The organism is Paenarthrobacter sp. CC6 (genome assembly GCF_040560085.1).
Lineage (GTDB): Bacteria > Actinomycetota > Actinomycetes > Actinomycetales > Micrococcaceae > Arthrobacter > Arthrobacter nicotinovorans.
On sequence record NZ_JARDAN010000001.1, the window covers coordinates 238,153 to 264,626 of the forward strand.

Annotated in this window: 23 protein-coding genes; 11 read left to right on the forward strand and 12 right to left on the reverse strand. The window is 63.9% G+C overall.

Translation table 11 applies throughout. The annotated features are described in order from the left end of the window. Positions 1-1,359, reverse strand: coding sequence for a glycosyltransferase 87 family protein (locus PV760_RS01150; protein ID WP_354626941.1), 1,359 nt, complete (start codon positions 1,357-1,359; stop codon positions 1-3). Positions 1,360-1,491: 132 nt separating this feature from the next. On the opposite strand from PV760_RS01150, the gene PV760_RS01155 reads away from it, so the two are divergent. Then, the gene (locus tag PV760_RS01155) at positions 1,492-2,667 is read left to right on the forward strand and encodes an acyl-CoA dehydrogenase family protein (protein ID WP_018776758.1); all 1,176 of its coding nucleotides are present in this window, start codon (positions 1,492-1,494) and stop codon (positions 2,665-2,667) included. Positions 2,668-2,704: 37 nt separating this feature from the next. On the opposite strand, the gene PV760_RS01160 is transcribed toward PV760_RS01155, so the two are convergent. Further along, positions 2,705-3,319 carry a TetR/AcrR family transcriptional regulator gene (locus tag PV760_RS01160; RefSeq protein WP_018776759.1) on the reverse strand — a complete coding sequence of 205 codons (615 nt, stop codon included), beginning with the start codon at positions 3,317-3,319 and terminating at the stop codon, positions 2,705-2,707. Between the two features lie 144 nt (positions 3,320-3,463). Between PV760_RS01160 and PV760_RS01165 the strand changes: the two genes are divergently transcribed. Genes PV760_RS01165 through PV760_RS01180 form a run of 4 tightly spaced genes read left to right on the forward strand, consistent with a single transcriptional unit; the run spans position 3,464 to position 9,740 of the window. Next, complete coding sequence (locus tag PV760_RS01165; RefSeq protein ID WP_039242470.1) at positions 3,464-4,798, forward strand: ABC transporter substrate-binding protein; 1,335 nt, start codon at positions 3,464-3,466, stop codon at positions 4,796-4,798. Next, positions 4,795-5,742 (forward strand): carbohydrate ABC transporter permease, encoded by a 948-nt coding sequence (locus PV760_RS01170; RefSeq protein ID WP_018776761.1) that lies wholly within the window; start codon positions 4,795-4,797, stop codon positions 5,740-5,742. Before PV760_RS01165 ends, PV760_RS01170 begins: the two co-directional genes overlap by 4 nt. Then, entirely contained in the window at positions 5,739-6,653 is a 915-nt protein-coding gene (locus PV760_RS01175) for a carbohydrate ABC transporter permease (RefSeq protein WP_354626942.1), read from the forward strand. Before PV760_RS01170 ends, PV760_RS01175 begins: the two co-directional genes overlap by 4 nt. Continuing rightward, the gene (locus PV760_RS01180; RefSeq protein ID WP_354626943.1) at positions 6,654-9,740 is read left to right on the forward strand and encodes a glycoside hydrolase family 2 TIM barrel-domain containing protein; all 3,087 of its coding nucleotides are present in this window, start codon (positions 6,654-6,656) and stop codon (positions 9,738-9,740) included. It abuts the gene before it with no gap. 75 nt (positions 9,741-9,815) lie between these two features. On the opposite strand, the gene PV760_RS01185 is transcribed toward PV760_RS01180, so the two are convergent. Continuing rightward, positions 9,816-11,186, reverse strand: a complete 1,371-nt coding sequence (locus tag PV760_RS01185) for an MFS transporter (protein ID WP_018776764.1) — start codon at positions 11,184-11,186, stop codon at positions 9,816-9,818. Next, positions 11,183-11,716 (reverse strand): winged helix-turn-helix transcriptional regulator, encoded by a 534-nt coding sequence (locus PV760_RS01190; protein WP_055971564.1) that lies wholly within the window; start codon positions 11,714-11,716, stop codon positions 11,183-11,185. The genes PV760_RS01185 and PV760_RS01190 overlap by 4 nt, the downstream gene beginning before the upstream one ends. Positions 11,717-11,877: 161 nt before the next feature. Between PV760_RS01190 and PV760_RS01195 the strand changes: the two genes are divergently transcribed. Next, on the forward strand, positions 11,878-13,995 hold the full coding sequence (locus tag PV760_RS01195; protein WP_354626944.1) for a phosphocholine-specific phospholipase C: 2,118 nt from the start codon (positions 11,878-11,880) through the stop codon (positions 13,993-13,995). A 91-nt stretch (positions 13,996-14,086) separates the two neighbouring features. Here PV760_RS01195 and PV760_RS01200 read toward each other — a convergent pair whose 3' ends face one another. The 4 genes from PV760_RS01200 to PV760_RS01215 are packed head-to-tail and all read right to left on the reverse strand — an operon-like array spanning position 14,087 to position 18,415. Next, positions 14,087-15,373: a glycosyltransferase 87 family protein gene (locus PV760_RS01200; protein ID WP_354626945.1), complete on the reverse strand. Its 1,287-nt coding sequence runs from the start codon at positions 15,371-15,373 to the stop codon at positions 14,087-14,089. 1 nt (position 15,374) lies between these two features. Further along, on the reverse strand, positions 15,375-16,544 hold the full coding sequence (locus PV760_RS01205) for a cystathionine gamma-synthase (protein WP_018776768.1): 1,170 nt from the start codon (positions 16,542-16,544) through the stop codon (positions 15,375-15,377). Positions 16,545-16,591: 47 nt separating this feature from the next. Beyond that, positions 16,592-17,977, reverse strand: coding sequence for a cystathionine beta-synthase (locus PV760_RS01210; protein WP_018776769.1), 1,386 nt, complete (start codon positions 17,975-17,977; stop codon positions 16,592-16,594). 45 nt (positions 17,978-18,022) lie between these two features. Further along, positions 18,023-18,415, reverse strand: coding sequence for a VOC family protein (locus PV760_RS01215; RefSeq protein WP_039242487.1), 393 nt, complete (start codon positions 18,413-18,415; stop codon positions 18,023-18,025). Positions 18,416-18,558: 143 nt separating this feature from the next. On the opposite strand from PV760_RS01215, the gene PV760_RS01220 reads away from it, so the two are divergent. Beyond that, the gene (locus PV760_RS01220) at positions 18,559-19,530 is read left to right on the forward strand and encodes a DNA-3-methyladenine glycosylase family protein (RefSeq protein WP_055971556.1); all 972 of its coding nucleotides are present in this window, start codon (positions 18,559-18,561) and stop codon (positions 19,528-19,530) included. Positions 19,531-19,597: 67 nt separating this feature from the next. Here the strand turns inward: PV760_RS01220 and PV760_RS01225 are convergent, their stop codons facing one another. After that, on the reverse strand, positions 19,598-20,029 hold the full coding sequence (locus PV760_RS01225) for a putative endonuclease domain-containing protein (RefSeq protein ID WP_354626946.1): 432 nt from the start codon (positions 20,027-20,029) through the stop codon (positions 19,598-19,600). Positions 20,030-20,650: 621 nt separating this feature from the next. Continuing rightward, the gene (locus PV760_RS01230) at positions 20,651-22,327 is read right to left on the reverse strand and encodes an AMP-binding protein (RefSeq protein WP_354626947.1); all 1,677 of its coding nucleotides are present in this window, start codon (positions 22,325-22,327) and stop codon (positions 20,651-20,653) included. Positions 22,328-22,410: 83 nt separating this feature from the next. Between PV760_RS01230 and PV760_RS01235 the strand changes: the two genes are divergently transcribed. Continuing rightward, positions 22,411-22,689, forward strand: coding sequence for a putative quinol monooxygenase (locus PV760_RS01235; RefSeq protein WP_018776774.1), 279 nt, complete (start codon positions 22,411-22,413; stop codon positions 22,687-22,689). A 98-nt stretch (positions 22,690-22,787) separates the two neighbouring features. Here PV760_RS01235 and trxA read toward each other — a convergent pair whose 3' ends face one another. Further along, the gene (gene trxA / locus PV760_RS01240; protein WP_018776775.1) at positions 22,788-23,177 is read right to left on the reverse strand and encodes a thioredoxin; all 390 of its coding nucleotides are present in this window, start codon (positions 23,175-23,177) and stop codon (positions 22,788-22,790) included. 141 nt (positions 23,178-23,318) lie between these two features. On the opposite strand from trxA, the gene PV760_RS01245 reads away from it, so the two are divergent. From PV760_RS01245 to PV760_RS01255, 3 genes are read left to right on the forward strand one after another with little or no spacing between them, the layout of a single operon-like run. Then, a complete protein-coding gene (locus PV760_RS01245) occupies positions 23,319-23,996 on the forward strand; it encodes a TetR/AcrR family transcriptional regulator (RefSeq protein WP_018776776.1) in 678 nt (225 codons plus the stop codon). After that, the gene (locus tag PV760_RS01250) at positions 23,993-24,985 is read left to right on the forward strand and encodes an ABC transporter ATP-binding protein (RefSeq protein ID WP_354626949.1); all 993 of its coding nucleotides are present in this window, start codon (positions 23,993-23,995) and stop codon (positions 24,983-24,985) included. Before PV760_RS01245 ends, PV760_RS01250 begins: the two co-directional genes overlap by 4 nt. Next, complete coding sequence (locus tag PV760_RS01255) at positions 24,978-25,778, forward strand: ABC transporter permease subunit (RefSeq protein ID WP_354626950.1); 801 nt, start codon at positions 24,978-24,980, stop codon at positions 25,776-25,778. The genes PV760_RS01250 and PV760_RS01255 overlap by 8 nt, the downstream gene beginning before the upstream one ends. Here PV760_RS01255 and PV760_RS01260 read toward each other — a convergent pair. Then, a complete protein-coding gene (locus tag PV760_RS01260; RefSeq protein WP_055973033.1) occupies positions 25,775-26,320 on the reverse strand; it encodes an acyl-CoA thioesterase in 546 nt (181 codons plus the stop codon). The genes PV760_RS01255 and PV760_RS01260 overlap by 4 nt on opposite strands. Positions 26,321-26,474: the final 154 nt, after the last annotated feature.

Genomic DNA, 26,474 nt, shown 5'->3' on the forward strand with positions numbered 1-26,474 from the left:
TCAGTTGCGGACTTGGGCTGCGGCCCACTCCCGCAGCCGTGTGGGAACGTCCGGCACCTCGTCAGTGCGGATAGCGTTCCGGCGCAGCGCCCCAAGCCAGCACGCAAGGATGGCGACGGCGCAGAAAACGCCGGCGCTGGAGGCCATGATCCACATACCGGGCGTCTGGACGTTCAGGTCAGCGGCGCCGAGCATTGTGCCGATGGTCTTGGGCGAGAAGAAGAACACCAGGGTGGCGAGAACGAGAACAGCTGACATCACCGTCCGCTGGGCCTTCAGGCGCACCGGGGTGTCCTTGATGGTCCAGGCAAACGCGGGCAGGACCACGGCCATCCAGACCCAGTGGTGAGACCAGGAAACCGGGCTGACGAGGAGCATGGCCAGGGCTGTGGTGGAGACGGCTACGACCCGGGCACCCTGTTGGCTCGCTGCCCTGATCAGGAAGGCCGCCAGCACCAACGTGCCCAGGCTCAGGGCGAGCCAGGGCAAGGTCACGGCATCCTGGGGTACTCCGAAGTGCAGCAGCGCACCCTTGATGGAGAGGTTGTCCACGTAGCCGGCCCCGCCGATCCGGGAGGTGTCGGGCAGGATCTCCAACCAGAACTTCAACGACTCCGCCGGGCGCACAACCCAGCCAAGCAGGACGGTAAAGGCGAATCCCAGGGACATGTTCGCCAGGCCACGCCAGTCTTTGCGCATCAGGAAATACAGTCCGAACACCAGGGGTGTCAGCTTGATGCCTGCGGCGACACCCACCAGGAACCCGCTTGCCCGGGAACCCCTGCGCCTGGAGAGCACCAGCAAGTCCAGCACCATGAGGCCCATCAGCAGGATGTTGATCTGGCCAAAGGCCAAAGTCTCGCGCCACGGTCCCAGGAAGAGGATCGCAAGGAAGAGGGCTGCAGCAATCCAACAGCCCTTCGTGGAGGAGAGCGCGCCCCGGAGGTCTGTCTTGGATGACCAGTAACGGACAATCGTGACCGCCACCCACCCGGCCACGGCCACACCGGCAACGTTGAAAAGATTGAGTGCCATGGTTTGCGGCAACCGGGCCAACAACCCAAACACCAGCGCGGCAAAGGGCGGGTAGGTGAAAGGAAGCTGCGGACCACCGGCCGTCGCCACGGTTGGCCCATAAAGGTCCGAGGGTGAGGCACCGGCCTGGTTCAGGATGCTTCCACCGAACCAGTACACGCTGAAGTCCAGGCCCTGTTTGGCCCATTCGGCGAGCATGATCCACACCGGAAACACCACCGCCGCCACGGGCAGCAGTCGCAGCAGCACCGAAGACGTCGGCGCAGTTCTTTGTGGTCGCGAGGCGGCCGCTGTGGCCCTTGGATCGACGTCAGGCAGTGCCATACAAAATCCCCCAAAATAGCAAAGTCTCAATGGGGGAAGTGCGTCGCCCCCGCACCCATCCTACTGAAGGGCCTCCAGACATCCGCTGAAGCGGGTGGAGCTCCGGCAGCTGCGGGCGCCTACGATGCTGGAATGAGAGATTCAACGACGAACACCTCCGACATCCTCGCCCTGGACTCCTTGCTTTCGGATGAAGAGCTGGCCCTTCGCGATAAAGTCCGCGATTACACCAGCCAGCGGATCCGCCCGAACATCTCACGCTGGTACGAAGACGCGGTCTTTCCCCGGGAGATCGCTCCTGAGCTGGGCGAGCTCGGCGTCCTGGGCATGCACCTGGACGGTTACGGCTGTCCCGGCCGGACCGCCGTCGAATATGGCTTGGCAGCCATGGAGCTGGAAGCCGGCGATTCCGGCATCCGGACCTTCGTCTCGGTGCAGGGTTCACTCGCCATGACCGCCATCCACAAGTGGGGCTCGGAGGAGCAGAAGGAGCAATGGCTCCCCCGGATGGCTGCGGGCGAACTGATCGGCTGCTTCGCGCTGACCGAACCGACGGCAGGATCCGATCCGTCGTCCATGACCACCGAGGCCCGTGAGACATCCGAGGGCTGGATTCTCCACGGCGCCAAGCGCTGGATCGGCCTCGCCTCCATTGCCGATGTGATGGTGGTGTGGGCAAAGACTGATGACGGCATCCGCGGCTTCCTTGTTCCAGCCGGGACGGACGGCGTCACCGCCACGCCGATCGAGCCGAAGCTCTCCATGCGAGCGTCCGTTCAGTGCGATGTAACGTTCGACGCCGTTCGGCTGGGGCCGGCGGCAATCCTCCCGGGTGCCCTGGGACTGAGGGGCCCGTTCTCCTGCTTGAACGAGGCACGCTACGGAATCGCGTGGGGCGCCATGGGGGCGGCGCGTGATTCCTACGAGGCCGCACTTTCCTACGCCGCTGACCGTTTGCAGTTCGGGCGACCGTTGTCCGGCTATCAGCTCACCCAGGAGAAGCTGGTGAACATGCTGCTGGAAATCCAGAAGGGCACCATGCTGGCCCTTCACCTCGGCCGGTTGAAGGATGCCGGGCAGCTCCAGCCGCAGCAGATTTCCATGGGCAAGCTGAACAATGTCCGGGAAGCCATCAAGATCGCCCGCGAAGCCCGCACCATCCTGGGCGGCAACGGCGTCACACTGGACTACTCGCCCCTTCGGCACGCCAACAACCTGGAATCGGTAAGAACGTACGAGGGCACGGACGAGGTCCACACCCTGATCCTGGGCCAACACATCACTGGCATCGGGGCGTTCCGCGGCTGACCCGCCCACGCGGCTGCCCCAACTGGCCGGCTGTCCCCTAGTTGGGTTCCGGGAGGATCACCAGTTCCAGGTAGCCGCGAAGGCCCTTGGCCACGTCCACCTGGTCCGGGGCAAGGAGCCATTGGGTTTGGAGTCCGTCCCAGAGAGCCACCAGGGAGGTCGCAGCTTGGTCCGGATCCACGCCCGGGCGGAGCCTGCCAACAGCTGCGAGTTCCTCGAACCGCCGGCCGTAGCTTGCGCGCAACCGCTCGTAGCGCTCGGTGAAGTAGTCCCGGCCAGGGTGCTCATCCGTGACCGATTCGGCGCAGAGGACCGTATAAAGCTCGATCACTCCGGGAATGTCCTCGTTGTAGAGGGCCGTCCGGATGACGGAATCGGCCAAGCCCTCTTCCATGTCGTCGGGAAAAGCGCCACTGGTGATCTCGTCCCGACGTTCCAGGACGGACATCAGGAGGTCGCGCTTGGACGGGAAATAGTGCAGCAAGCTTGTCTGGCTCATCCCTGCACGGTCCGCGACGTCCTGCAGCGATCCCCCGCGGTAGCCACGTGCAGCGAACACCGCATGCGCAGCGTCCAGAATCGTCTGGCGCCGTTCCTCGGATTTCGCGTAAGGGCCGCGCTTCGCTGCGCGGGCCACGTCCTTTGTGGTCATGGCTAGCCAGTGTACGCGGATCCCGGCCCCTCTTGAAATTCGAGTGACCACTCGAATTATCTGTTACCGTGGTCACAATCGACGTGCCGGGGCCCGCCCTCCGGGTGCCGGCAGCGTCAACCTGACACAAAGAGGTGAAGGCTCATGACCCGTTTCACTCGAAGACAACTTCTGGGCGCTGGCCTGGGCACGGCAGCCATGGGGCTGCTGTCCGGCTGCGCAACTCCGGGAACCCAGTCCGTGAACAGTGCACCAACCATCCCCGCCGCCAGTGGTCCTGTGCGGCTTACGTATTGGGCTTGGTTGAAGGACTTCCAGAACGTTGCCGACATCTGGAATGCAGCGAATCCAAACATCCAAGTGGACGTCGTCTGGATCCCCGGCGGCAACGCAGGCGGATACCAGAAGCTCTACTCGGCACTGGCGGCCGGGGGCGGCCCGGACCTGGCGCAGGTTGAGCTGCGGTCGATTCCGGAGTTCATGCTGGTCAACGGACTGGTGGACATCTCCCGCTACGGAGCCAACGACCACGCGCACCTCTACGACCCCACTTTGTGGAAACAGGTCAGCTACACGGGCGGCGTCTACGGAATACCCCAGGACTCAGGTCCGATGGCCATGTTCTACCAGCCGGCCATTCTGGACAAGGTGGGTGGAACTCCCCCGAAAACCTGGGACGAATGGGCCGGACTGGCCCGCGAGCTTCGTTCCGTGGACACGTACCTGGACTGCTTCCCGATCAGCGACGCCTCACCCTTCGCTTCTTTCGCCGGACAGGCAGGAGCCGCTTGGCTGCGTCCGGAGGAGGATGGCTGGGTCATCAACATGACCGACGACGCCACGCTCAACACCGCGCGCTTCTTCGACAAAGCGATCGACGACGACCTCGTCACCACTGCGTACGGCGCCTTCTCACCGGGCTGGTTCGCTGCCGCAGGCAAGGGCGGCATTGCCTCCACCGTCACCGGCAGCTGGGGCGATGCCCTGGTCGAGGGCGTCAGCGGTTCGGAGGGAAAGTGGCGCGTCGCCCCCATGCCCACGTGGGGCGGCACCGGATTCGGCTCCAGCTACCTTGGCGGTTCCACCGCAGCCGTCCTGGCCAACAGCAAACACCCCAAGGAAGCGGTGGAGTTCGCCGTCTGGCTGACAACCTCGAAAGAAGGCATCGACGCCGAGATCAAAAACAGCGGCATCGGGTGGTCGCCGAATCCCGATTTCATTGGCACGGACCGGCAACAACCTTCGGCTTTCTTCGGCGGCCAGAACTACAACCAGGACATCTTCGTCCCGGCAGCCCAGCAGCAAAACCCTGACTGGTCCTGGTGGCCCGTGACCCAGCAGTCCTTCAACATCCTCAGTGACGGTTTCCGGAAGAAGGCCTTCGGGACCTCCCTGGTGGACTCGATTGCCGCTTCCGAGCAACAAATCATTACCGTTTTCAAGAACAAGGGCCTCACCATCCGGAAGGAAGCGGCATGACGACCACCCGTATGGCACCTACCGCAGAGCGTCACGAAGAAGCACCCCGCCGGGGCAAGCGCACCGGCGCAGCGGCGCGCGCGCCCTGGCTTCTCCTGGCCCCGTTCCTGGCGCTTTTCGCACTCACGTTCCTGCTGCCCATTGTGGTGGCGATCCTCTCCAGCTTCACCAAGGTGACCAGGAGCGGGCTCTTCGGCGAGGCGGGCGTGACCAGTGAGTTCGCCGGGTTCGGCAACTATGCCCAGGCCTTGGCAGACGGCAGTTTCGTGGCATCGATCGGCCGCATGCTGCTGTTCGGCATCGTCCAGGTCCCCGTCATGATCGTCCTGTGCACTGTCCTGGCTTTGATGTTGGAATCGGCATCGGCCAAATGGCCCGGCTTCTTCCGCGCCGCCTACTTCATGCCCTACGGCGTTCCCGGCGTCATTGCCACCATCCTGTGGTCCTTCCTCTATGTGCCCGGCCTCAGCCCCCTGTTCGACGCGGCCAAGCTCGTCGGCCTTACCCCGGACTTCCTGGGCGCCAACAGCGTGTTGTGGTCCATCGCCAACATCGTCACCTGGAGTTACACCGGCTACAACATGCTGATCATCGTGGCGCAGCTCAAGGCCATTCCGGTGGAACTCTACGAGGCGGCAAAGGTGGACGGAGCGTCCACCTGGCGGGTTGCCCGCAGCATCCAGCTTCCCCTGATCCGTCCGGCCCTCATGCTCACCACGGTGTTTTCGATCATCGGCACCCTGCAGTTGTTCGCTGAAGCGCAGGTCCTCAAAACCGTGGCCCCTGCCATTGACAGCCAGTACACGCCCAACCTGAGCGCCTACACCACGGCCTTCGCCTACAACGACTACAACGTCGCGGCCGCCCAGTCGGTCATCATCGCCGTCGCCGCCTTCACCCTTTCGTTCGCCTTCCTCGCACTGACCAACAGGAAGTCATCATGACCGCTACAGCTACCAAGTCACCCGCAGCAGCCGCTGCCAAGGCCCGGTCCGCGGGTCCGGACCGATCAGCCGGACGACGCCGGTCGTCCACCATCATTGTCACCGCCCTTTTGGTGGTGGTTGCCCTCTACTTCCTGATTCCCGTGTACTGGGTCTTCGTCGCCTCCACGAAGTCCACGTCCGACCTTTTCTCCACCAATGGCTTCTGGTTCGCTCCCACGTTCTCCCTGTGGGAAAACATCGGCCGCGTAGTCAGCTACGACAACGGAATCTTTGGCCGCTGGTTCCTGAACTCGGCCATCTACGCCGGCGTCGGCGCACTCCTGGCCACGTACTTTGCGGCAGCAGGCGGCTACGCCCTGGCCAAGTACGAGTTCAAGGGACGCAACCTGGTGTTCGGCACCATCCTCGGCGGCGTGCTGGTTCCCGGTACAGCGACGGCGCTTCCGTTGTTCCTGCTGTTCAGCCAGATGGGCCTGGCCAACACGTACTCGAGTGTGTTGTTGCCTTCGCTGGTCTCGCCGTTCGGTCTGTTCCTGTGCAGGATCTACGCGCAGGCAACGGTGGACACTTCGCTGATCGAGGCCGCCAGGATCGATGGCGCCGGCGAACTCCGCATCTTCCATACCATCGGGCTCAAGGTACTGACCCCTGCACTGGTCACGGTGTTCCTGTTCCAGCTGGTCGGTATCTGGAACAACTACTTCCTGCCGCTGGTCATGCTCTCCGACTCCGAGCTCTACCCCATCACTTTGGGCCTGAACAACTGGCTCAGCCAGGTGGACCGCTTGCCCGAATTCTACGAACTGACAACCGGCGGGGTGCTGCTTTCCATCATTCCGCTCAGCATCGCCATGATTGTCCTGCAGCGCTTCTGGCGCGGTGGACTGACAGAAGGAGCCGTCAAGTAAATGACCACCTACCAAACAGCCGGCTACATCACGGATCCAGGGCCGGGCACGGGCAACCGCCTCCCCGCGCGGAGCTGGCTGCACAGCGATGCGCCCGCTCTTTCATTGAACGGCCAGTGGCGGTTCCGCCTGCTGCCCGGGGCGCCGGGTACCCCGGGCGGACGCGGCGTCCTCCCTGCGGGCGAAGCAGTGGAGGGTGTTGCCGCAGAGGACCTGGACGATTCCGGCTGGGACCGGATCCCCGTTCCCGCGCACTGGGTGTTGGAGGGAAACGGCGCCTACGGGCGGCCCATCTACACCAACGTCCAGTTTCCGTTCCCCACGGATGCACCCCATGTCCCGGACGAAAACCCCACCGGCGATTATCGCCGGACGTTCGAGCTCCCCTCGGATTGGAACACGGCAGACAGGACAGTACTGCGTTTCGACGGCGTCGAGTCCCGCTACAAGGTGTGGCTCAACGGAACAGAGATCGGAGTGGGGACAGGCAGCCGCCTGGCCCAGGAATTCGACATCACCGACACCGTCCGTGCGGGCCTGAACGTCATAGCTGTCCGCGTTCATCAGTGGTCCGCATCGAGCTACATCGAGGACCAGGACCAGTGGTGGATGCCCGGCATCTTCCGCGATGTGACACTACAAGCCCGGCCACGGAAGGGTCTCGACGACGTCTGGTTGCGGACGTCCTTCACCGCCGGCGCCGGGATCATTGACCCGGAGATCACGGCCAGTGAGGCCGCCTACCCGGTTCGCCTGTCCGTCCCCGAACTGGAGATCGACGTCGTCTGGAACTCCGCTGCCGACGTCGCCCCGGTGGCGGTTCCCGCCGTCGAGCCTTGGTCCGCGGAGGTTCCGCGCCTGTACAACGCGACGGTGGCCAGCGAAGGCGAGACCGTTTCGCTGCGGTTGGGCTTCCGGACCGTGGAAATCCGGGGCGACCGGTTCCTGGTGAACGGCCGACGCGTGGTCTTCCACGGTGTGAACAGGCATGAGACGCATCCGGACCGCGGCCGTGTCTTCGACGAGGACTTTGCCCGCGCGGACCTGGCCATGATGAAGCAGTTCAACGTCAACGCGATCCGCACCAGCCACTACCCGCCGCACCCCCGCTTGCTGGACATCGCGGACGAACTGGGTTTCTGGGTGATCCTGGAATGCGACCTCGAGACCCACGGTTTCGAACGGCACGGCTGGGTGGGCAACCCCAGTGACGACCCCGCCTGGCGTGAGGCGTACGTGGACCGCATGGAACGCACGGTGGAGCGGGACAAGAACCATCCCTCCATCGTCATGTGGTCGCTGGGCAACGAGTCCGGTACCGGCGCCAACCTCGCTGCGATGTCCGCGTGGACCCACGCCCGCGATGCCGGCCGCCCCGTCCACTACGAGGGTGACTACACGGGCGCCTATACGGACGTGTACTCGCGGATGTACTCGTCCGTACCGGAAACAGAGGCGATCGGGCGCGATGATTCAGGTTCCCTTCTGCTCGGCTGCTCCGCTGCGGAGTCGGCCCGGCAACGCACCAAGCCCTTCATCCTGTGCGAGTACGTGCACGCCATGGGCAACGGCCCGGGCGCGATCGACCAATACGAGGACCTGGTGGACCGTTACCCCCGGCTGCACGGCGGCTTCGTCTGGGAGTGGCGGGACCACGGCATCAGGACCACCACCGCCGATGGCACGGAATTCTTCGCCTACGGCGGGGATTTCGGCGAGGTAGTGCACGACGGCAACTTCGTGATGGACGGCATGGTGCTGTCCGACTCCACGCCGAGCCCGGGCCTCTTTGAGTACAAGCAGATCGTCGCACCGATCCGTTTGGGCTTCTCCACCGAAACGAACGACGGCGGCACTCGCCGCTTCCTCTCCGTCGCCAACCTGAGGCACACCGCTGATGCGTCGGATGTGGTGCTGCGCTGGCGAACCGAGGTGGACGGCGTGCTTGGCGTGTCCGGGGAGCTCGACGTTGTTGATTCCACGGGCGCGTCACTCGGCGCCGGTAGGACGGCGCGCATTGAACTTCCACCGTTGGACAGTAATGGAAGCGGCGAACACTGGCTCACGGTTGAGGCGGTGCTCCGCAAGGACACTGCCTGGGCCGAGGCCGGGCACGTGATCTCCGCGGCACAGCTGAAACTGGCGGTGACACGTCCCCGCTTGGCAGCCCCGCGACCCCTCGCATCGGCCGGCCGGGCCACGGCGGCGGTGGATTCAACGCTCAACCTTGGACCTGCCCGGTTCGAAGAAGGACGCCTGGTTTCACTGGCCGGGCTGCCGGTTGGCGGTCCCCGTCTGGAGTTGTGGCGCGCCCCTACGGATAACGACGCCGGCGCCGGACGCGGCAGCTACGACCTCGCTGATCCTTGGCTCAACAACGGCGACGGCGTTCCGGCCCCGTCCATGGAAACCCTCTGGCGCGCCGCTGGCCTGGACCGGCTCACGGGCCGGGTTGAAAAGGTCTCCGCCGACGATTCGGGGGTGGTGATCCAGACCCGCTACTCCGCAGCCGACACCGCCCGTTGGGTCTCCGTGGAGGAAAACTGGCAAGTGTCCGGGGGCGAACTGTGGCTTCGCGTGGACATCGTACCGAGCACCGGTTGGGATATTATCTGGCCACGATTGGGCGTCCGCTTGGATCTTCCAGGTTCCGTAGATGGCGCGTCGTGGTTCGGCACGGGCCCCCGCGAGTCCTACCCCGACAGCATGCACGCGACACTGGTGGGACGGTATTCGGCAGGAATCGACGAGCTCGCAGTTCCGTACGCCAAACCCCAGGAGTCGGGTCATCGCAGTGCCGTACGGTCACTGGAACTGCAGGACTCCGGTAGTCCTTGGTTGCAGTTCAATGCGTTCCCGGACTCCCGTGGCCGCCTGCCGGGCTTCACGCTTTCCCGGTACACAGCCCAGGAGATCTCTGCAGCCGCACACCCGCATGAGCTGCCGGCGAGCCAAGGCAGCTACCTGTACCTGGACGCGGCACAGCACGGCCTAGGTTCCAGGGCATGCGGACCGGACGTCTGGCCGGATTACGCCTTGCGGCCCGAAGCCCGGTCGCTGACCTTCCGGATCACCGCAGCGGGCTAGTACCCCTTCCGTTGCGGGGCCCGCTCTGCGCGACTCCAGAGGAAAATGGAGCGCAGAGCGGGCCCCGCAACATCTTCAGGCAACTGCGATGGGTTCCTTCTTCGCCGCGTCCTTGCGGATGGTGGCACTGATGACCGCAGCCACCGTGCACATGGCTGCCGCCCCCAGCCAGGCGTAGTTGTAGTGACCGGTGGCGTCGCGGATGAACCCGGCAGCCAGGGCGGCCGCAGCGGCCCCGAGCTGGTGGGCGGCAAACACCCAGCCGAACACCACAGAACCGTCTGCGCCGAACACCGAGCGACAGATGGCTGCGGTGGGCGGCACGGTGGCTACCCAATCGAGTCCGTACACCACCACGAAGATGATCATGCTCGGTTCCACGGATGAGCCCAGCAGCAACGGCAGAACCAGCAGCCCGATCCCCCGGAACTGGTAGTACACGGCCAACAGGACTTTCGGGTTGAACCTGTCGGTCAGCCAGCCGGAGGCGATGGTCCCCACGATGTCGAAAATCCCGACGACGGCCAACAAGCCTGCCGCCGTGGTTTCGGGCATGCCGTGATCGTGTGCCGACGGAATGAAGTGCGTGCCGATCAGCCCATTGGTGGTGGCTCCACAAATCGCGAAGCCCGCGGCCAAGGCCCAGAACGTCCGCACTTTGGCGGCCCGCTTGAGCACCTGCAGGGCTCGGACGGCAGCGTTCGCGGAGTCTTTGGGAAGCGCAGGCTCAGGCTTGCCGGACGCCGCAGGGGTGGCTCCGGCGTCGGCGGCGGGAACCACCGGTTCCTCAGCCCCATAAGGCAACACCCCGACGTCGGCCGGCGAGTTCCGCAACCACCGCAGCACCAGCGGTACCACTGCGAGCGCACCCGCAGCGATAAGGAGGGAGGCTCCACGCCACCCGGGGTTCTGCGCAAGGGCGGCAATGAAGGGCAGGAACACCAGCTGGCCGGCGGCACTTCCTGCCGTGAGGATGCCGATGACCAGGCCGCGGCTCTTGGCGAACCAGGTGTTGGCGATGGTCGCCGCGAAGACGAGTGCCATGGATCCCGTTCCCAGCCCGATGAGCACTCCCCACGTAAGCAGGATCTGCCACGACTGGTTCACCAGGACCGTCAAAGCTGAACCCAGGCCGATCAGGCACAGCGCCAACGCGGTTACCTTGCGGATGCCGAAGCGTTCCATGAGGGCCGCAGCGAAAGGTGCCGTCAGTCCGAAGAGAACCAGGTTGATGCTGACAGCCAACGACAACACCGTGGTGGACCAGCCGAACTCCTGCTGCAACGGGACCATCAGCACGCCCGGTGCTGCACGGAAACCGGCAGCTCCCACCAGCGCAAGGAAGGCCACTGCCGCCACGATCCAGGCGGGGTGGAGACGGCGACGCTTGCCGGAAGGAAGCCGCGGCGGTTCGGTGGGGACCCCTGTGACGTCGGGAGCGGTCATGCGGGGATCTCCGTTTCAGAGGGAGCTGCTGTGCTTGCTTCAGATGGCGCCACGGCGAGCGGAACCGGGTGGTCCGTCCGCTTGAAGCTGTGCCAGCTCGTGTTGGCGGCGGTCAGGCGGGTGCCGCAGTGGGTGCAGGTATCGGCCGACGACGTCGCCTGTCCGCAGTCCGTGTGGATGACCCGCATGTGGGATACCTCGTTGGGTGCGTCCAAGTGTTTCTCTGCCCAGATGATGATGGCGTTCAGGACGGGCAGGGAGTCCTCGCCCTTGGCGGTGAGGACATACTCCTGCCGTGTGCGGCTCCCGTCCTGGTAGGGGCGCTGTGCCAGCAAGCCGGCCTCGAGCAACCATCCCAAGCGCTTGCTGAGGACTGTATCGGCTACTTCGAGCCGTTGCTTGATGGCGTCGAAACGGCCGTTGCCGAAAAAGATTTCCCGCAGCACCAGGCTTCCCCAAGGGTCGCCAAGGACATCAAGGCCACGGGCGAGGCTGCACGTGCGGGCAGACCAGTCAGAGCGAAGAGGCATGCGAACCAAGCTAGTTGACTTTCCTAAAGAAAGCTAGAGGATGACGGCGACACACCCTGCAGGTTTTGCCAGGTTCACTCACGGTTCATCTGGGGTGCCTACGCTTGCCGGGTCTACTCTGACCACGAAAGGCACCCTGAATGTCCTTGAACAACCCTGACATGGTGAAACGTTCAACCGAATCTCCCGGAATCTCCCGGCGTGGATTCCTCGGCACGGCCGCGGCAGCGACGGCGCTGGCGGCAGCCGGATCACTGCTTCCCCCCTCCGTGCAGGCGGCGATGGCCAGGCCAACCCCGCCGGGGAGCCTGCAATCCATCAAGCACGTGATAGTGCTGATGCAGGAGAACCGCTCCTTTGACCACTACTTCGGTTCGCTCCGCGGAGTCCGGGGTTACGGCGACCATTCCGTCACCCGGCTGCCCAACGGAAAATCCATGTTCGAACAGCCACGCGCCACCGGGGAAACCGTCCTGCCGTTCTCCCTGCGCAAGGCAGCCGAACTCGCGGGACGACCCGGAACCGACATCCAATACCTGGGCGACCTCGACCATTCCTTCAAAGGGACCACCCGGGCGTGGAACAACGGCTGGTGCGATCAGTGGATTCCTGCCAAGAGCGCATCCACCATGACCTTCTACGAGCGCCAGGACATCCCGCTGCAATACGAGCTCGCAGACACCTTCACCATTTGCGACGCCTACCATTGCTCCGTCAACGGCTCCACCAATCCCAACCGCAACTACCTCTGGAGCGGTACCACCGGCAAGGAGCCCGGCACGAACAACCGGGCTGTGACCAATGCGGCCTATGGCTATGACCACGGCGGCTACGACTGGACCACCTACCCTGAACGGCTGGAACAGGCCGGGGTCTCATGGAGGATCTACCAGGACTGGGACAACTTCACGGACAACGCCGTGGAGTACTTCCAGACCTTCAAAGCGATCGGGCGGAAGATGCTGGCTTCGGTTGACGGCAAGCTCCGCACCACCGAGGAGTTCTACGACCAACTGGCAGGCAAGACGGCCGACGAGCAGGAGCGCCTCCTGGCCCAGCTGGAGAAGGGCCGCGCCACCCTCACGGAGGCCGAAAGGTCGCTCTTCGACAAAGCCATGTGGCGTGGCCGCCCGGACACCCTCCTGGAACGGCTCAGCGCCGACATCACCTCAGGCAGCCTCCCGCAGGTCAGCTGGTTGGTACCGTCGGCCGCCGACTCCGAACATCCCGGAGCCTCGACACCGGTGGGCAGCGCAAACTTCGTCTACCGCCTCCTGGATACGGTAGCGAGCAACCCCGAGACCTGGGACGGCACCGCGATCTTCCTCAACTTCGACGAAAACGATGGCTATTTCGACCACGTCCCGCCACCCGTCCAGCCGCGGCCGTCAACAGGCGAATCCGCCGACTGGACCACGGCGCTGCCCATCGGGCTGGGTCCACGGGTACCCATGACGGTGGTCTCCCCCTGGACGGTGGGTGGCTATGTCAGCTCCGAAATCTTCGACCACACCTCAGTCCTTCGCTTCCTCGAACGCTGGACCGGTGTGCAGGAACCCAATATCTCTCCCTGGCGCCGGGTAGTCTGCGGCGACCTGACCGGCGTCTTCAATTTCAGCTCGCCAGGTAAGCCCCCGGTTCTGGACCACCCCGCATCCGTGCCCGCCAAGATCAGCCGTTGGCGGCCCACCCCACCCGCCGTCCAAGTGGCGCCGATCCAGGAAAGTGGCACGCGCCCGGCCAGGCCCCTCCCCTACCGCCCGCAGGTTTCGGCCGCTGTGCTGCCCGGCAAAATCACCCTGGCACTGGGGAACTCAGGCACCCGGTCGACCCATTTCGCCATCTACGGTTACGCCGGCGAAGTCACGGAGCCACGGCATGTGGACGTCCTCGGGAATGCCACGGTGGAGCTCGCAACCGCCTCAGGCGGGTTCGACGTCGTCGTCACCGGCCCCAACCGTTTCCAGTACGAACTGAAGGGAACGACGGCGGGCGCGGCGTCCGGCGTCGACGTTTCAGTCAACGGACGTCGCGGCAACAAGGCCGTGGAACTGGAAGTGCGCAACAACGGCAAGGCCACAGTGACCCTGATTCTGAAGTCGCTGCAGTACGCACAGGGCCACGAAAGTGCGAAGCTCAAAGCCGGGCACTCGAAGAAGATCGGCTGGGAAACCTTGAACGGTTGGTATGACCTGGAGGTCACCGCTGCCGAGGACGCCACGTTCCGACGCCGGCTGACCGGTCGCCAGGAAGACGGACAGGAAGGCATCTCCGGCTAACGGACGATTGGCGCATCCTGCCCTTGTCCTGCCTCCTCACCGCAAAAGGGTGTGGCAGGCGGGCAAGGGCGGGGTGCCCTGCGTGGAGGGGTCAGCGCTGTTTCAGGCTGGTTCCACCGGGAACCAGTCCGGCCCGGGACGGGTGGTACGCCAATGCCCAATAGACCATCATCGCGATCCCGCACACCACGCCCAGGCTCGACACCATGAGTTGCCACTGGGTCTGGGGGTCTTTGCCCCATTCGGCAGCACCCGCCCACACGGCCAGGTTCTTGGGCGTCATGTAAAAGGCAACGGTGGAGCACGCCACAATGACCCACCCCGCGAGTCGCATCCGTCCGTTGCGGGACGGCACCCGGTGCATCGCAAAGGCCATGCTGGGCAGGGCAACGGCAACCCAAACCCAGTGATGCGACCACGACACCGGACTGATCAGGAGCATCAGGACGGCTGTGGCGGATACTGCCACGAAATTCTCATCTACAGCCACCGACCACTTGATGATGAGGCCGGCGACGACCACCAGTGCCAAGGACAGCACCATCCACACCAGGTTGGTGACCGAAGAGTCCGGCATGCCGAAGTGGAGGATCAGGCCCTTGACGGACAGATTGTCGACGTAGGCCGGCCCGCCGATCCGGCCGGTATCGGGAAGGATCTTGGTCCAGAAATCCAGCGAAGCCTGGGGCAGTACAGCCCAGGCCACCGCAATCGAACCAAAGAACCCGGCGGCCATCCACCCCAGGGCTTTGAAGTCGCGACGGACCAGGAAGTACAAACCAAAGGCCAGAGGAGTGAGCTTCACCCCGGCAGCCAGGCCGATCAGCAAACCCGCAGGCCACCGGATGGCACCCGCACGGGCTTTCCCGTACAGGGCGAAGTCAGCCAGGATCACGCCCATCAGGATGATGTTGATCTGCCCGAAGACGAACGTGTCACGCCACGGGCCCAGGAACAGAATGGCACCGGTTCCCAGCAGCGCCGTAGTCCTGAAACGGTAATCGGAAAAAGCCTCCCGCCAGGTCTTCAGGCCGAAGTAGTGCCTGGCCAGCCAGGCGGCCACAATGGCGGCACCGGCAAGGGCCACCAGAATGAAAACCATACTGGCCGCGAAGAACCCCAGCGCCGCCAGCCCGGCAAACAGGAGGGCCGCGAACGGCGGATAGGTAAACGGCAATCCATCACGGATGGCGTAGAGGTCACCGCCCGCCATGACTTTGCCGCCGCCGTAGAAGTAAACCTCGAAGTCGTTCAGGGCCGGCTCGTAGTACGCGTACAGGAAGCACACTGCCACCACGAGGGCCAAGGCTGCTGCCACCGTGAGGATCCAGCCCCGTTTGGTGGTGGAAGCCACCAGCTGTGAAGGAGAAGCCGCCATGTCAGCCGTTGCTGATCTTGGCGAAAGCTTGTTCAAGATCCGCGATCAGGTCCTCGGCTTCCTCGATGCCGCAGGACAGGCGCAGGAGGTTGACGGGGACAGCCAGTTCCGTACCCTTCACGGAAGCGTGGGTCATTTCCGACGGGTAGTTCATGAGGGACTCGATGCCGCCCAGCGATTCGGCAAGTGTGAATACGGACGTGTTCTCGGCAACGGTCCGCGCTGCGGCCTCTCCACCCTTGAACTGCACGGAGACCATGCCGCCGAACTTCTTCATCTGCTTCGCGGCAAGCTCATGGCCGGGGTGGTCCGGCAGGCCCGGGTACAGCACAGCTTCCACCTCCGGACGCTGCAGCAGCCACTCGGCCACGGCCTGGCCGTTGTCACTGTGGCGGTCCATGCGGACACCCAGGGTCTTCAAGCCACGGGTGGTCAGGAAGGCGTCCATGGGACCGGAAACGGCGCCCACGGCAAACTGGATGAAGCCGATCTTTTCGGCCAGTTCGGCGTCCTTGACCACAATGGCGCCGCCCACGACGTCGGAGTGCCCGCCAATGTACTTGGTGGTCGAGTGGACCACGACGTCGGCGCCCAGGGCGAGCGGGGTCTGCAGGTAGGGAGACGCAAAGGTGTTGTCGACCACCAGGAGGGCCCCGGCGTCGTGCGCCACGGCGGCGAGCGCCGCGATGTCGGTGATCTTCATCATCGGGTTGGAAGGCGTCTCAACCCACACCATGCGGGTCTTGTTCGCGGCAACCGCGGCAGCAACGGCGTCGAGGTCTGACATGTCCACCGGGGTATTTCCGATGCCCCAGTCGCCGAGCACGCGGTTGATGAGCCGGTAGGTGCCACCGTAGGCGTCGTTGCCAAGAACGATGTGGTCACCGGGACGGGCCACGGCACGGATCAGGGAGTCTTCCGCGGCGAGTCCGGAACCGAAGGAGAATGCGGCTGAGCCACCTTCCAGGGCTGCCAGTTGTTCCTGGAGGGCATCGCGGGTGGGGTTGCCGCCGCGGCCGTACTCATAGCCCGAACGCAGGTTGCCAATCCCGTCCTGGGCGTAGGTTGAGCTGAAGTGCAGGGGCGGGACAACCGCGCCGGTGCGGGGTTCGAAGGCCTGTCCGGCGTGGACAGCGCGCGTGTTGAACCCGGCGTTGGTGTTGGCAGACATGGAAGCTCCTCTTTGTTCGTTCAACGGTATGGATGAAGCGGGGCGCTTCAGTTGCTCAGGTAGGCGAGAAGGTCGTGGCGGGTCAGGATGCCCACCGGAGCGCCGGCGAAAGTCACCATGACGGTATCGACGTCGGACAGCAGCTCGCGCGCGGCAGAAATGGTCTCCAGTGAGCCGATCACCGGGAGACGCTCCCCCATGTGCTCTGCGATCTTGTCCGTGAGCTTCGCTTCACCCCGGAACAGCTTGCTGGTCAGGCTTCGCTCGTCCACCGCGCCCAGGACTTCGCCCATCACCACCGGGGGCTCCTGCGAGAGGACCGGGATGTGCGAGACGCCGAATTCGTTCATGATGTTGATGACGTCGCGGACGGACTCGTTGGGGTGGATATGGACCAGGTCCGGCATTTCTCCCGTCTTGGATTTGAGCACCTCGCCCACGGAAGCTTCTTCGCCCCCGGAAAGGAAGCCGTAGGAGCGCATCCACTGGTCGTTGAAGATCTTGGCAAGGTAGCCACGGCCAGAGTCAGGAAGGATGACCACCACCACGGCGGACTCGTCCAGGTCCTTGGCAGCCTGCAGCGCAGCCACCACCGCCATGCCCGAGGAGCCGCCCACCAGGAGGCCCTCTTCCCTTGCCAGGCGGCGGGTCATGGCGAAGGAATCGGCATCCGAAACAGCAATGACGTCATCCGGGACGGCACGATCGTAATTGGCGGGCCACATGTCTTCGCCCACGCCTTCGACGAAGTAAGGACGGCCGGTACCGCCGGAGTAGACCGAACCTTCCGGGTCCGCGCCGATGATCTTGACCGGGCCGCCGTCGGACTCCGGCCGGTCAGCCGAAACCTGCTTGAGGTACCGCCCGGTGCCGGTGATGGTGCCGCCGGTCCCGGCTCCGATCACCACGTGCGTGACGCGGCCATCGGTGTCGTTCCAGATTTCAGGGCCGGTGGACTCGAAGTGGCTGCCGGGGGCGGCCGGATTGGAGAACTGGTCCGGCTTGAAGGCATCCGGGATTTCTTTGACCAGGCGGTCAGAGACACCGTAGTAACTTTGCGGGCTGTCGGGAGCCACGGCGGTGGGGGTCACCACCACGTCGGCGCCGTACGCCTTCAGGACAGCACGTTTGTCCTCGCCCACCTTGTCCGGGACCACGAAAACGCACTTGTAGCCCTTCTGCTGGGCGACGAGGGCCAGCCCTACGCCCGTGTTGCCCGACGTCGGCTCCACGATGGTTCCGCCCGGCTTGAGGCGTCCGTCTTTCTCGGCCTCTTCAATCATCTTCACGGCGATCCGATCCTTGATGGATCCGCCGGGATTGATGTATTCGAGCTTGACCAGGACCGTGGCCCTGATCCCGTCCGTAACGTGGTTGAGCTTGATGAGCGGCGTATTGCCGATGAGGTCCAACACGGACTGGGCGTACTTCATAGATACAAAGTTACCGCCTGCCCGCTTTGGGGCCGGACCGGCCGGCTAGCTCCCTGCCGATGGATCGGTCTGCCACACACCCATCACGTTGCCCTCGGTGTCCTTGAAGTAGCCGTACCACCCCATGCCGGGTATCGGGTTCTTGGCCTGGACTACCGACCCTCCGGCGGACTCGACCTGCCCCAAAGCTGCGTCAATGTCGTCGACGTCGATGGTCAGGACGGGTGTCTTCAGCGCATCAGTCCTCGGGAACAGCGCACCGTTGATGGCGCCCGGTTCCTTCGGCGTGCCTGTCTGCTCATCGGAGGGCGCCGTGAGGGCGATGGTGTAATCCATCCCTTGCATGGGGCTCAGGTTCCACCCGAAAGTAGTCCGGTAGAAGTTGTTGGCCCGTTCGGTGTCTTCTGTGGGAATCTCAAAATGCACTATGGCGGCCATGGCTGGCACTCCTCGTTTTTGGGGTTCTGTTCCCTGGTTCCGGCGCGGCCCACCCACGCCACAGCACGGAGTCTAGCCCCGGGCTGCCATCACTGAAAGAGGCTTTTGATGGGATTGTCAGCCCGGCGTGCGACCATGAAAACATGACCATCGCAGACGCCCCGCCCCTTGTGGCGGCCGCGGCAGATGCGGCCGTCAGATGGCATCCTGGAGCCCCCTTCCGTCTGGACCAAACCATGTTTCCGCTCATGCGCGGCAACGCGGATCCGTCCTTCGCCGCACACTCCAGCGGATTCTGGATGGCCTTCACAGCTGCCTCCGGCCCGGTGACGCTTCGGCTGTCCGGGGGTGGTTCCGGTTCCGATTCGTTCGTCGATGCCCAGGCATGGGGTCCGGGCGCATCGGACGCAGTGGCCGGAGTGCCAAGATTGCTGGGCGCCGATGACGACTGGTCCGCTTTCGATGAACCCGCTTTCCACGCCACCCTCCCGCGCCGGGTCACAGAAGCACGACGCCGGAACCTGGCCGTTCGCCTGCCCTCCACTGGCCGGGTGGTTGACTCCCTGGTGCCCACCATTTTGGAGCAAAAGGTCACCACTTTGGAGGCAAGGCGTGGCTACCGCTACTTGATGTACCGCTATGGAACGCCTGCTCCAGGCAAAGCGCCGGCCGGTCTCCTCGTTCCTCCCACGGCCCGGCAGTGGCTGGCCATTCCGTCATGGGAGTGGCACAAAGCCGGAGTTGGCCCGCAGCGTTCGGCGACGGTCATGCGGGCGCTGCAATCCGCCGTCGCGCTTGAACGTTTGGCGGCGCTGGATTCAGTGCAGGCCGGCGCCCGGATGCAGACGATTCCGGGGATCGGAGTGTGGACCGCGGCCGAGGTTGTCCAGCGGACCCACGGTTGCCCGGATTCAATCTCCGTCGGCGACTACCATCTGGCGTCCTATGTGGGCTACGCCCTGACCGGGCAGAAAACGGACGACGCCGGCATGATCGAACTGCTGGAACCGTGGCGCGGGCAGAGGCAACGCCTGGTGCGGATGTTGTATTTGAGCGGCTTCCGCAAGCCCACTTTCGGGCCCCGGATGACCGTCCAGGATCACCGCCACCACTAAAGCAACGCGGGGTCACTTATGGCCCATGTTTCCCCCTTTTATGGGCCATAAGTGACCCCGCGTTGGCTTACAGGGCGCGGAGTTTCACCGATCTGATGCGTGAGATCACTCCGGCGAACCCCTCCGCCAAGTCATCGGCGTTCACTTTGAAATACGACCACCCCGCGCTGAGGAACGCTTCATCACGCCGGTTGTCCCTTGACTGCTGTTCCCTGGAAAGGTGATGTCTGCCGTCGTACTGGATCGCGATCCGGAAGCGTCGATAGCCGAGGTCGGCCGTCGGCGACCACGGGTCCTCGAGATTCAGCGGCAATTGCAGTTCCGGTTCCGGAAGACCGGCGTCCCGCATAGCCAGGCGCAGGAACGTCTCAGGAAACGAGTCCGCGCCCACCCGCATTTCATCCAACGCCAAACGCGCCTTCTCCACCCCTTGGAGGTTGGGATGTTGCCGGATGAGCAACCTCAATCCGGAACTATGGGCGTACGGCTCAGTACGCATCTCCAGGGCCGGCCTTGGCCGACGGATAAGTTGGTCGCCCATCGCGATCACATACGGAAGCGGCAACGACTTCGCCAAATCAAGCCAAGTTCTGGGGCGGACCGATACCGGAATGCCTTGGTGATCCATGACCTCGCCCGGAAAAACACGAACTCTGTGACCAGTTACACCGGCCCGCCGAACCCGGGGTAGTTCATGCGGCTTGCTCAAGTGCACCGTTTCGCCGTTCCCCATCCACGGCGGAAGCCCCAACCCGGTCAGTTCGGCCGCGGTTTCGTGCGAAACCCAGGCACAGGGGGTAGCTGCCGTAAGCACCCGAGCGCGCTCAAAGAGATCCGGATCTGTTTCCCTTGGCAGATAGATAAGCCGGCCGCCATCCTTGATGTCCTTTGCCCGAAGACGCTTCCTGGGCACGCCCAAGGCGCGTGACTCATAGACGGTGAAAGGACGGGCGCCGAGGACCTCGGGCAAGGGACTGATGCGAACCATGCAATCCAGTGTCTCGGCAATGCGGCCATCGAATGGAGTTATCCACAGGTTGCCTCCCGACAACTGCAACGCGAGGTCACTTATGGCCCATAAATGGTGGAAACATGGGCCATAAGTGACCCCGCGTTGGCTTTAGAGGTGGAGGCGCGATACGGCTTCCTGGCGCATATCCACCTTGCGGACCTTGCCGGACACCGTCGTGGGGAAGCTCTCGCGGACATCGATGTAACGCGGAATCTTGTAGTGGGCCAGCTTGCCCCGGCAGTAGTCGGCCAGGTCCGCGGCCGTCAGCGGTTCCGCACCGGGTTTGAGGATGATGCAGGCCATGAGTTCCTCGCCGTACTTCTGGTCCGGCACGCCAATCACCTGCACATCCTGGATGGACGGGTGCAGGTACAGGAACTCCTCGATCTCGCGGGGGTAGATGTTCTCCCCGCCCCGGATCACCATGTCCTTGATGCGGCCCTCAATCACCAGGTACCCGTCCTCGTCCATGCGGGCCAGGTCCCCCGTGTGCATCCAGCCGTCACCGTCGATGGCTTCGGCCGTCTTGTCGGGCTGGCCCCAGTACCCCTGCATCACCGCATAGCCGCGGGTGCAGAGTTCGCCGATCACACCCCGCTCCACCACTTCCCCGGAACCCGGATCCACGATCCTGCTCTCCAGGTGCGGCATGGTCCGTCCCACGGTGGAGGTCCGCTGTTCCAGGGTGTCCCCGGCGCGGGTCATGGTGGACACGGGCGAGGTCTCGGTCATGCCGTAGCAAATGGCCACATCCACCATGTGCATCTCATCGATGACGCGGCGCATCACTTCGATGGGACACAGCGACCCCGCCATCACTCCGGTTCGCAGGGTTGAGAGATCGTAGGAGCCGAAGTCTTCCAGCGCGAGCTCCGCGATGAACATGGTGGGCACACCGTACAACGAGGTCCCGCCAAAATCCTGCACAGCCTCCAGCGCGGCCGAAGGGTTGAAGCCCCGGCCCGGAATGATGGTGGCCGCCCCGAAACTGAGCGCGTTGAGGTTGCCGATCACCATTCCGAAGCAGTGGTAGAACGGCACCGGAATCACTACGCGGTCATGCTCGGTGTAGCCCAGCAGCCGCCCGATCGAGTTCCCGTTGTTGAGGATGTTGTGGTGCGTCAGCGTTGCACCTTTCGGGAATCCCGTGGTGCCCGAGGTGTACTGCAGATTGATGGGATCGTGCGGGTCCAGTTGGGCCATGCGGTCGCGCACCGCTGAAGGCCCGACGCCGTCCGCCCGGGTCAGGAGCTCGCCGTACGTGAGTTCATGGCCGGCTTCCGGAACGCCCGCGCGGAGTCCCACCGCAGGATCTCCCGGCAGGAACACAATCTCCTTGAGTTCAGGGCAGGCAGCCGCTGCCTGCCTGGCCATGGCAACGTAGTCGCTGTTCCTGTCCGAGGGGGCGGTCACCAGCATCCGCATCCCGTTTTGCTTCACCACGAATTCCAGCTCATGGCTCCGGTAGGCGGGATTCACGTTCACCAGCACGGCCCCGATCTTGGCGGTGGCGTACTGGAGGATGGTCCATTCTGCGCAGTTGGGACTCCAGATGCCGATCCGCTCCCCCTTGGCCACGCCGGTGGCGAGCAGCGCGCGGGCGAGGCGGTCGACGTCGTCGTTCAGTTTCTGGTAGCTCCAGCGGCGGGCGTCTTCGCCGGGCGAGGCGGCGGCCTCGATGAGGGCGTCCCGCAAAGGGAATTGGGCCGCGATGCGCTCAAAGTTGGCGCCAATGGTCTCTTCTAGCAGCGGGACGTCAGTGTCTCCGGCGGTGTAGGACAACATGACGGAACGCTACCAAGCCCGGCCGCGCAACAGAACCGTAACCACCTCCAGCGGCGCCGTGTCCTGCCGGTAGGGTTGGAGCCATGAGTGCACCCATTGACCTGCAGGCCACGTTCATCCCCAACGAGGGCGAGTTCTTCCGCGTGAAGCTCGCTTTGGAAATCGCGATCGATGAGGTCGTCAACGAGCCTGGCTGCATCCGCTACGAACTGACCGAAGCCACCGAGGAAAAGCTTGTCCTGACCGAGCGTTGGGAATCCGAGGAGCTGCTGGACAAGCACTCCAAGGGCATCGCTGTCCAGGACCTGAACGAGTCACTCAGCGCGCTGCTTGCCGAACCCGTAAAGCTGGAACGTCTCTGAGAGAACGCCTAAACGCTGCAGTTACGCCTTAAAGCCCCGAGGTCGCCGTAAATTTACGGCGACCTCGGGGCTTTAACGGCGATTTCCCCGGATGAAGTCTAGTTTTCCTGTGCCTTTTCCTGAGCCTCGGCACGGGACTTTGCAACGTGGGCGTGGACTTCTTCCATGTTCAGGCCCTTCACTGCATCAATGACCTGCTCAAGCTGCTGGGCGTTCAGGGCGCCGGGCTGCGAGAAGACGAGCACCTTTTCGCGGAAAGCCATCAAGGTGGGGATGGAGGTGATCCCGGCCTCGGCGGCGAGCTGCTGCTCGGCTTCCGTGTCCACTTTGGCGAAGACTACGTCGGAGTGCTTTTCCGATGCCGCTCCGTACGTGGGCGCGAACTGTCGGCAGGGGCCGCACCATGCAGCCCAGAAATCCACCAGGACAATGTCGTTGTCTTCGATGGTCGATGCGAACTGTTCACCAGTGATGTCAACTGTAGCCATGGTTCCACGGTACGCGTCCCGGTCTGTGAAGTCCCGCCGGGCGGGCCACTGTTCGCTTCCCGCGTCACTGGGAATAAAGCGGCAACCCGCCGTTTCAGGAATCTCTTGATTCGCATTGAACAAGTGTTTAGCGTATGAAACATGCGTTCAACCGCAGACGATTTAACCACCAGGGCGCGCATCCGGGACGCCGCGATCGGACTCTTCGGCCGCGATGGCTTCTCCCGGGCCACAGTCCGGGCAGTGGCTTCCATTGCCGGCGTCAGCCCGGGGTTGGTCATCCATCATTTCGGCAGCAAAGCCGGTCTCCGAGAGGCCTGTGACCAGCACGTCCTGGCCCTCACAGCCACTCAGGGCAGGGAAAAAGCAGACCCCGGTTCCACCGGCAGGCTCATCCAGGACTACTTGAACAACCCGGACCAGTACACGGAAGAGATCGCCTACATCCGGCGCAGCCTGGGTGATGAATCCGACGCCGGAGACGCCTTCTTCGACGCTGTGGTGAACCAGTGCCAGGACATCATCCACACCGGCATCGAAGCAGGCACCATCCGGAAATTCGACGACATCCCGTCCATCGCGGTGATCATCGCGTCCAACAGCCTTTCGATCCTCATGCTGGGCCGGCACCTCTCGCGGACGCTGGGCACTCCGGCCCCGGAACCCAACGGCATCGGCCCCGACCTTCTGCGCCAGCTCACCCTGCCTCTTCTTGAGATCTATACGCATGGCTTCTATTCGGACGCGCGGTTCCTGCACGCAGCCCGCGAAGCCCTGGAAGGAAACAACACCAACAACGGAAGGGAGCATGCCCCGTGACCCAGGCAATCGTCGTCAAGGGGTTACGCAAGAAGTTCGGTCAACGCGAGGTTCTGCACGGGCTGGATTTCACGGTGGAACCCGGGACAGTCTTCGGGGTGATCGGACCGAACGGTGCCGGAAAGACCACCACCATGCGCTGCCTGCTGGACATCATCCGACCCAGCGGCGGTTCCATTTCCGTCTTGGGACAGGATCCGAGGCGGGGCGGCACGGCACTGCGAAGGCGGATCGGCTATCTGCCCGGGGAGCTGCATTTGGAGAACCGCACCACGGGCCGCCGCATGCTGGAGCATTTTGCTGCCATCAGCGGCCCGGTGGATGAGCGGCACGTCAACGATCTCGCAGACCGCCTTCAGTTGGACCTGGACCGGCAGACCCGCAAGCTATCCAAGGGAAACAAGCAGAAGCTGGGCCTCCTGCAGGCGTTCATGCACAAGCCTGAGCTCCTGGTCCTGGACGAACCCACCAGCGGGCTTGACCCCTTGGTCCAGCAGGTCTTCCATGCCATGGTCCGCGAGGCCGTGGACGGCGGCGCCACCGTGTTCCTCAGCTCGCATGTCCTGAGCGAAGTCCAGCAGGCCGCGGACGCCGTCGCCATCCTCCGCGACGGCGACATCGTCACCGTTTCCACTGTGGAGGCTTTAAGGACGGCGGCGGTCAGGCAGCTGCGGTTCAACAGCATCGGAACGGAAGCGCACGACGTCGGCGCGCTGCTGGCCCGGGTGCCGGGCGTCGCCAATATCGCGGTGCGGGAACTGCCCGCAGACGGCCATGCGAGCGGAACCGTGGAAGCCACGGCCACCTTGTCCGGCCATATCCAGCCCTTGGTCCAGGAACTGGCACGGCTGCACCTGACAGACCTGGTCCTGGAAGAGCCGGACCTGGAAGAAGCCGTCCTGACCCTCTATACGGGCGGCGAAGCGCCCTCCAGTATGGGAAATCCCCAGAGAGCCGGCCATCAACCGGAAGGAGCCCACCGTGCCTAGGCCATTGCCGCTCTTCACCAAAGCACTGACTGATTCGTGGCGCTCCACCTTGGCTTGGGCGCTGGGACTCACGGGCGCGATCATGCTGTACCTGCCGTTGTATCCGTCCATCGGAGGCAGCGCCCAGATGCAGCAAATGATTGATGCCCTCCCTCAAGGCATGACCAAGGCCCTGAACTACGACCAAATAGCGACGGGACCCGGCTACACCCAGGCCACCCTTTTCGGACTCATCGGCTTCCTGCTGATGTCCATGGCCTCCATTGGTTGGGGCGCGGCGGCGGTGGGAGGTGACGAGGAGTCCGGGCTTTTGGAACTCACCCTCGCCCACAGCGTCACCCGCGTGCAGGTGGTCCTTGAGCGGGCGTTGGCCATTTTGGTCCGCATTGCGCTGCTGTCCGCCTTGGTCTTCGTGCTGGTGCTGGTACTGAACGGAACCGCAAAACTTGAGATCGACGTCGGGCATCTTTTCGGCGCCGTGCTGCTGTTCGCCGCCTTGGCCCTTCTGAGCGGTACAGCCGCACTGTGTGCCGGCGCCCTCACGGGACGGAAGGTGTACGGAGTCGCTGCCGGTGCTGCTGTTGCGGTCCTCGGCTACGTATTCAATGCGGTGGGGCGGCAAAGCCCCGATGTGGAGTGGCTGCTGAACCTTTCGCCGTATCACTGGGCGTACGGCAATTCACCCGTGACCAACGGGGCTGACTGGGGCGCCGTGACAGGGCTGCTGTGCATATCGGCGGCACTGATTGCGCTGGGAACTTTGGCCTTGCAGCGGCGGGACGTTGGGGTCTAGTTCCAGACGTGCGGTGCGGGACGGCGCGCTCCGGGCAGCGCGTTGTTTTCGCGCCACTCGTGGATCCATTCGGGCAGTTCAAGGTCCGCCGGCGGCCCACCGAACTCGGCGATGATCTCTTCCTGTGTCACGGGCTTGCCCTTGGCCACCAGGCGGGTGGCGATGTGGGCACGGGCGTAGATCTCACCGTCCACCACCATGCGCTGTTCGAAGTAGATCGCTTTGGTATCGAGGCCGATGATGCGGGTTTCAATGGTGTAGCGCTGCCATAACTGCAAGGATTTGCGGAACGCAATGGTCTCCCCGGCAGCCACCGGGCTCCAACCCCGTTTGCGCATCTTGTTCCAGATCCCACTGCGCACCATGAGGTCGAACCGGCCCAGGTCCATCAGGGAAAAGTACATGCCGTTGTTAACGTGCATGGCGATGTCTATGTCCGTGGGAAGCACCCGCAAGGGCAGCGACGATTCGTCCCAAACGTTCAACGGCGTGCGCTTGGAGGACGTGAACAGCAACATGAGGGTGCGTAGAAGCAGATGCATGGCAACAATGTTACCCATGAGTAACTTCCAGCGAAAGATGCCGACCGCATTGTGGGACGCTCTGCTGGATTCAGCCAAAGGAACGAGCACGGGCCTCGCTGTTTGTTCAACTTTATGTCCAACGATTGCACTAACGTTTACCGCTGGTTCATCA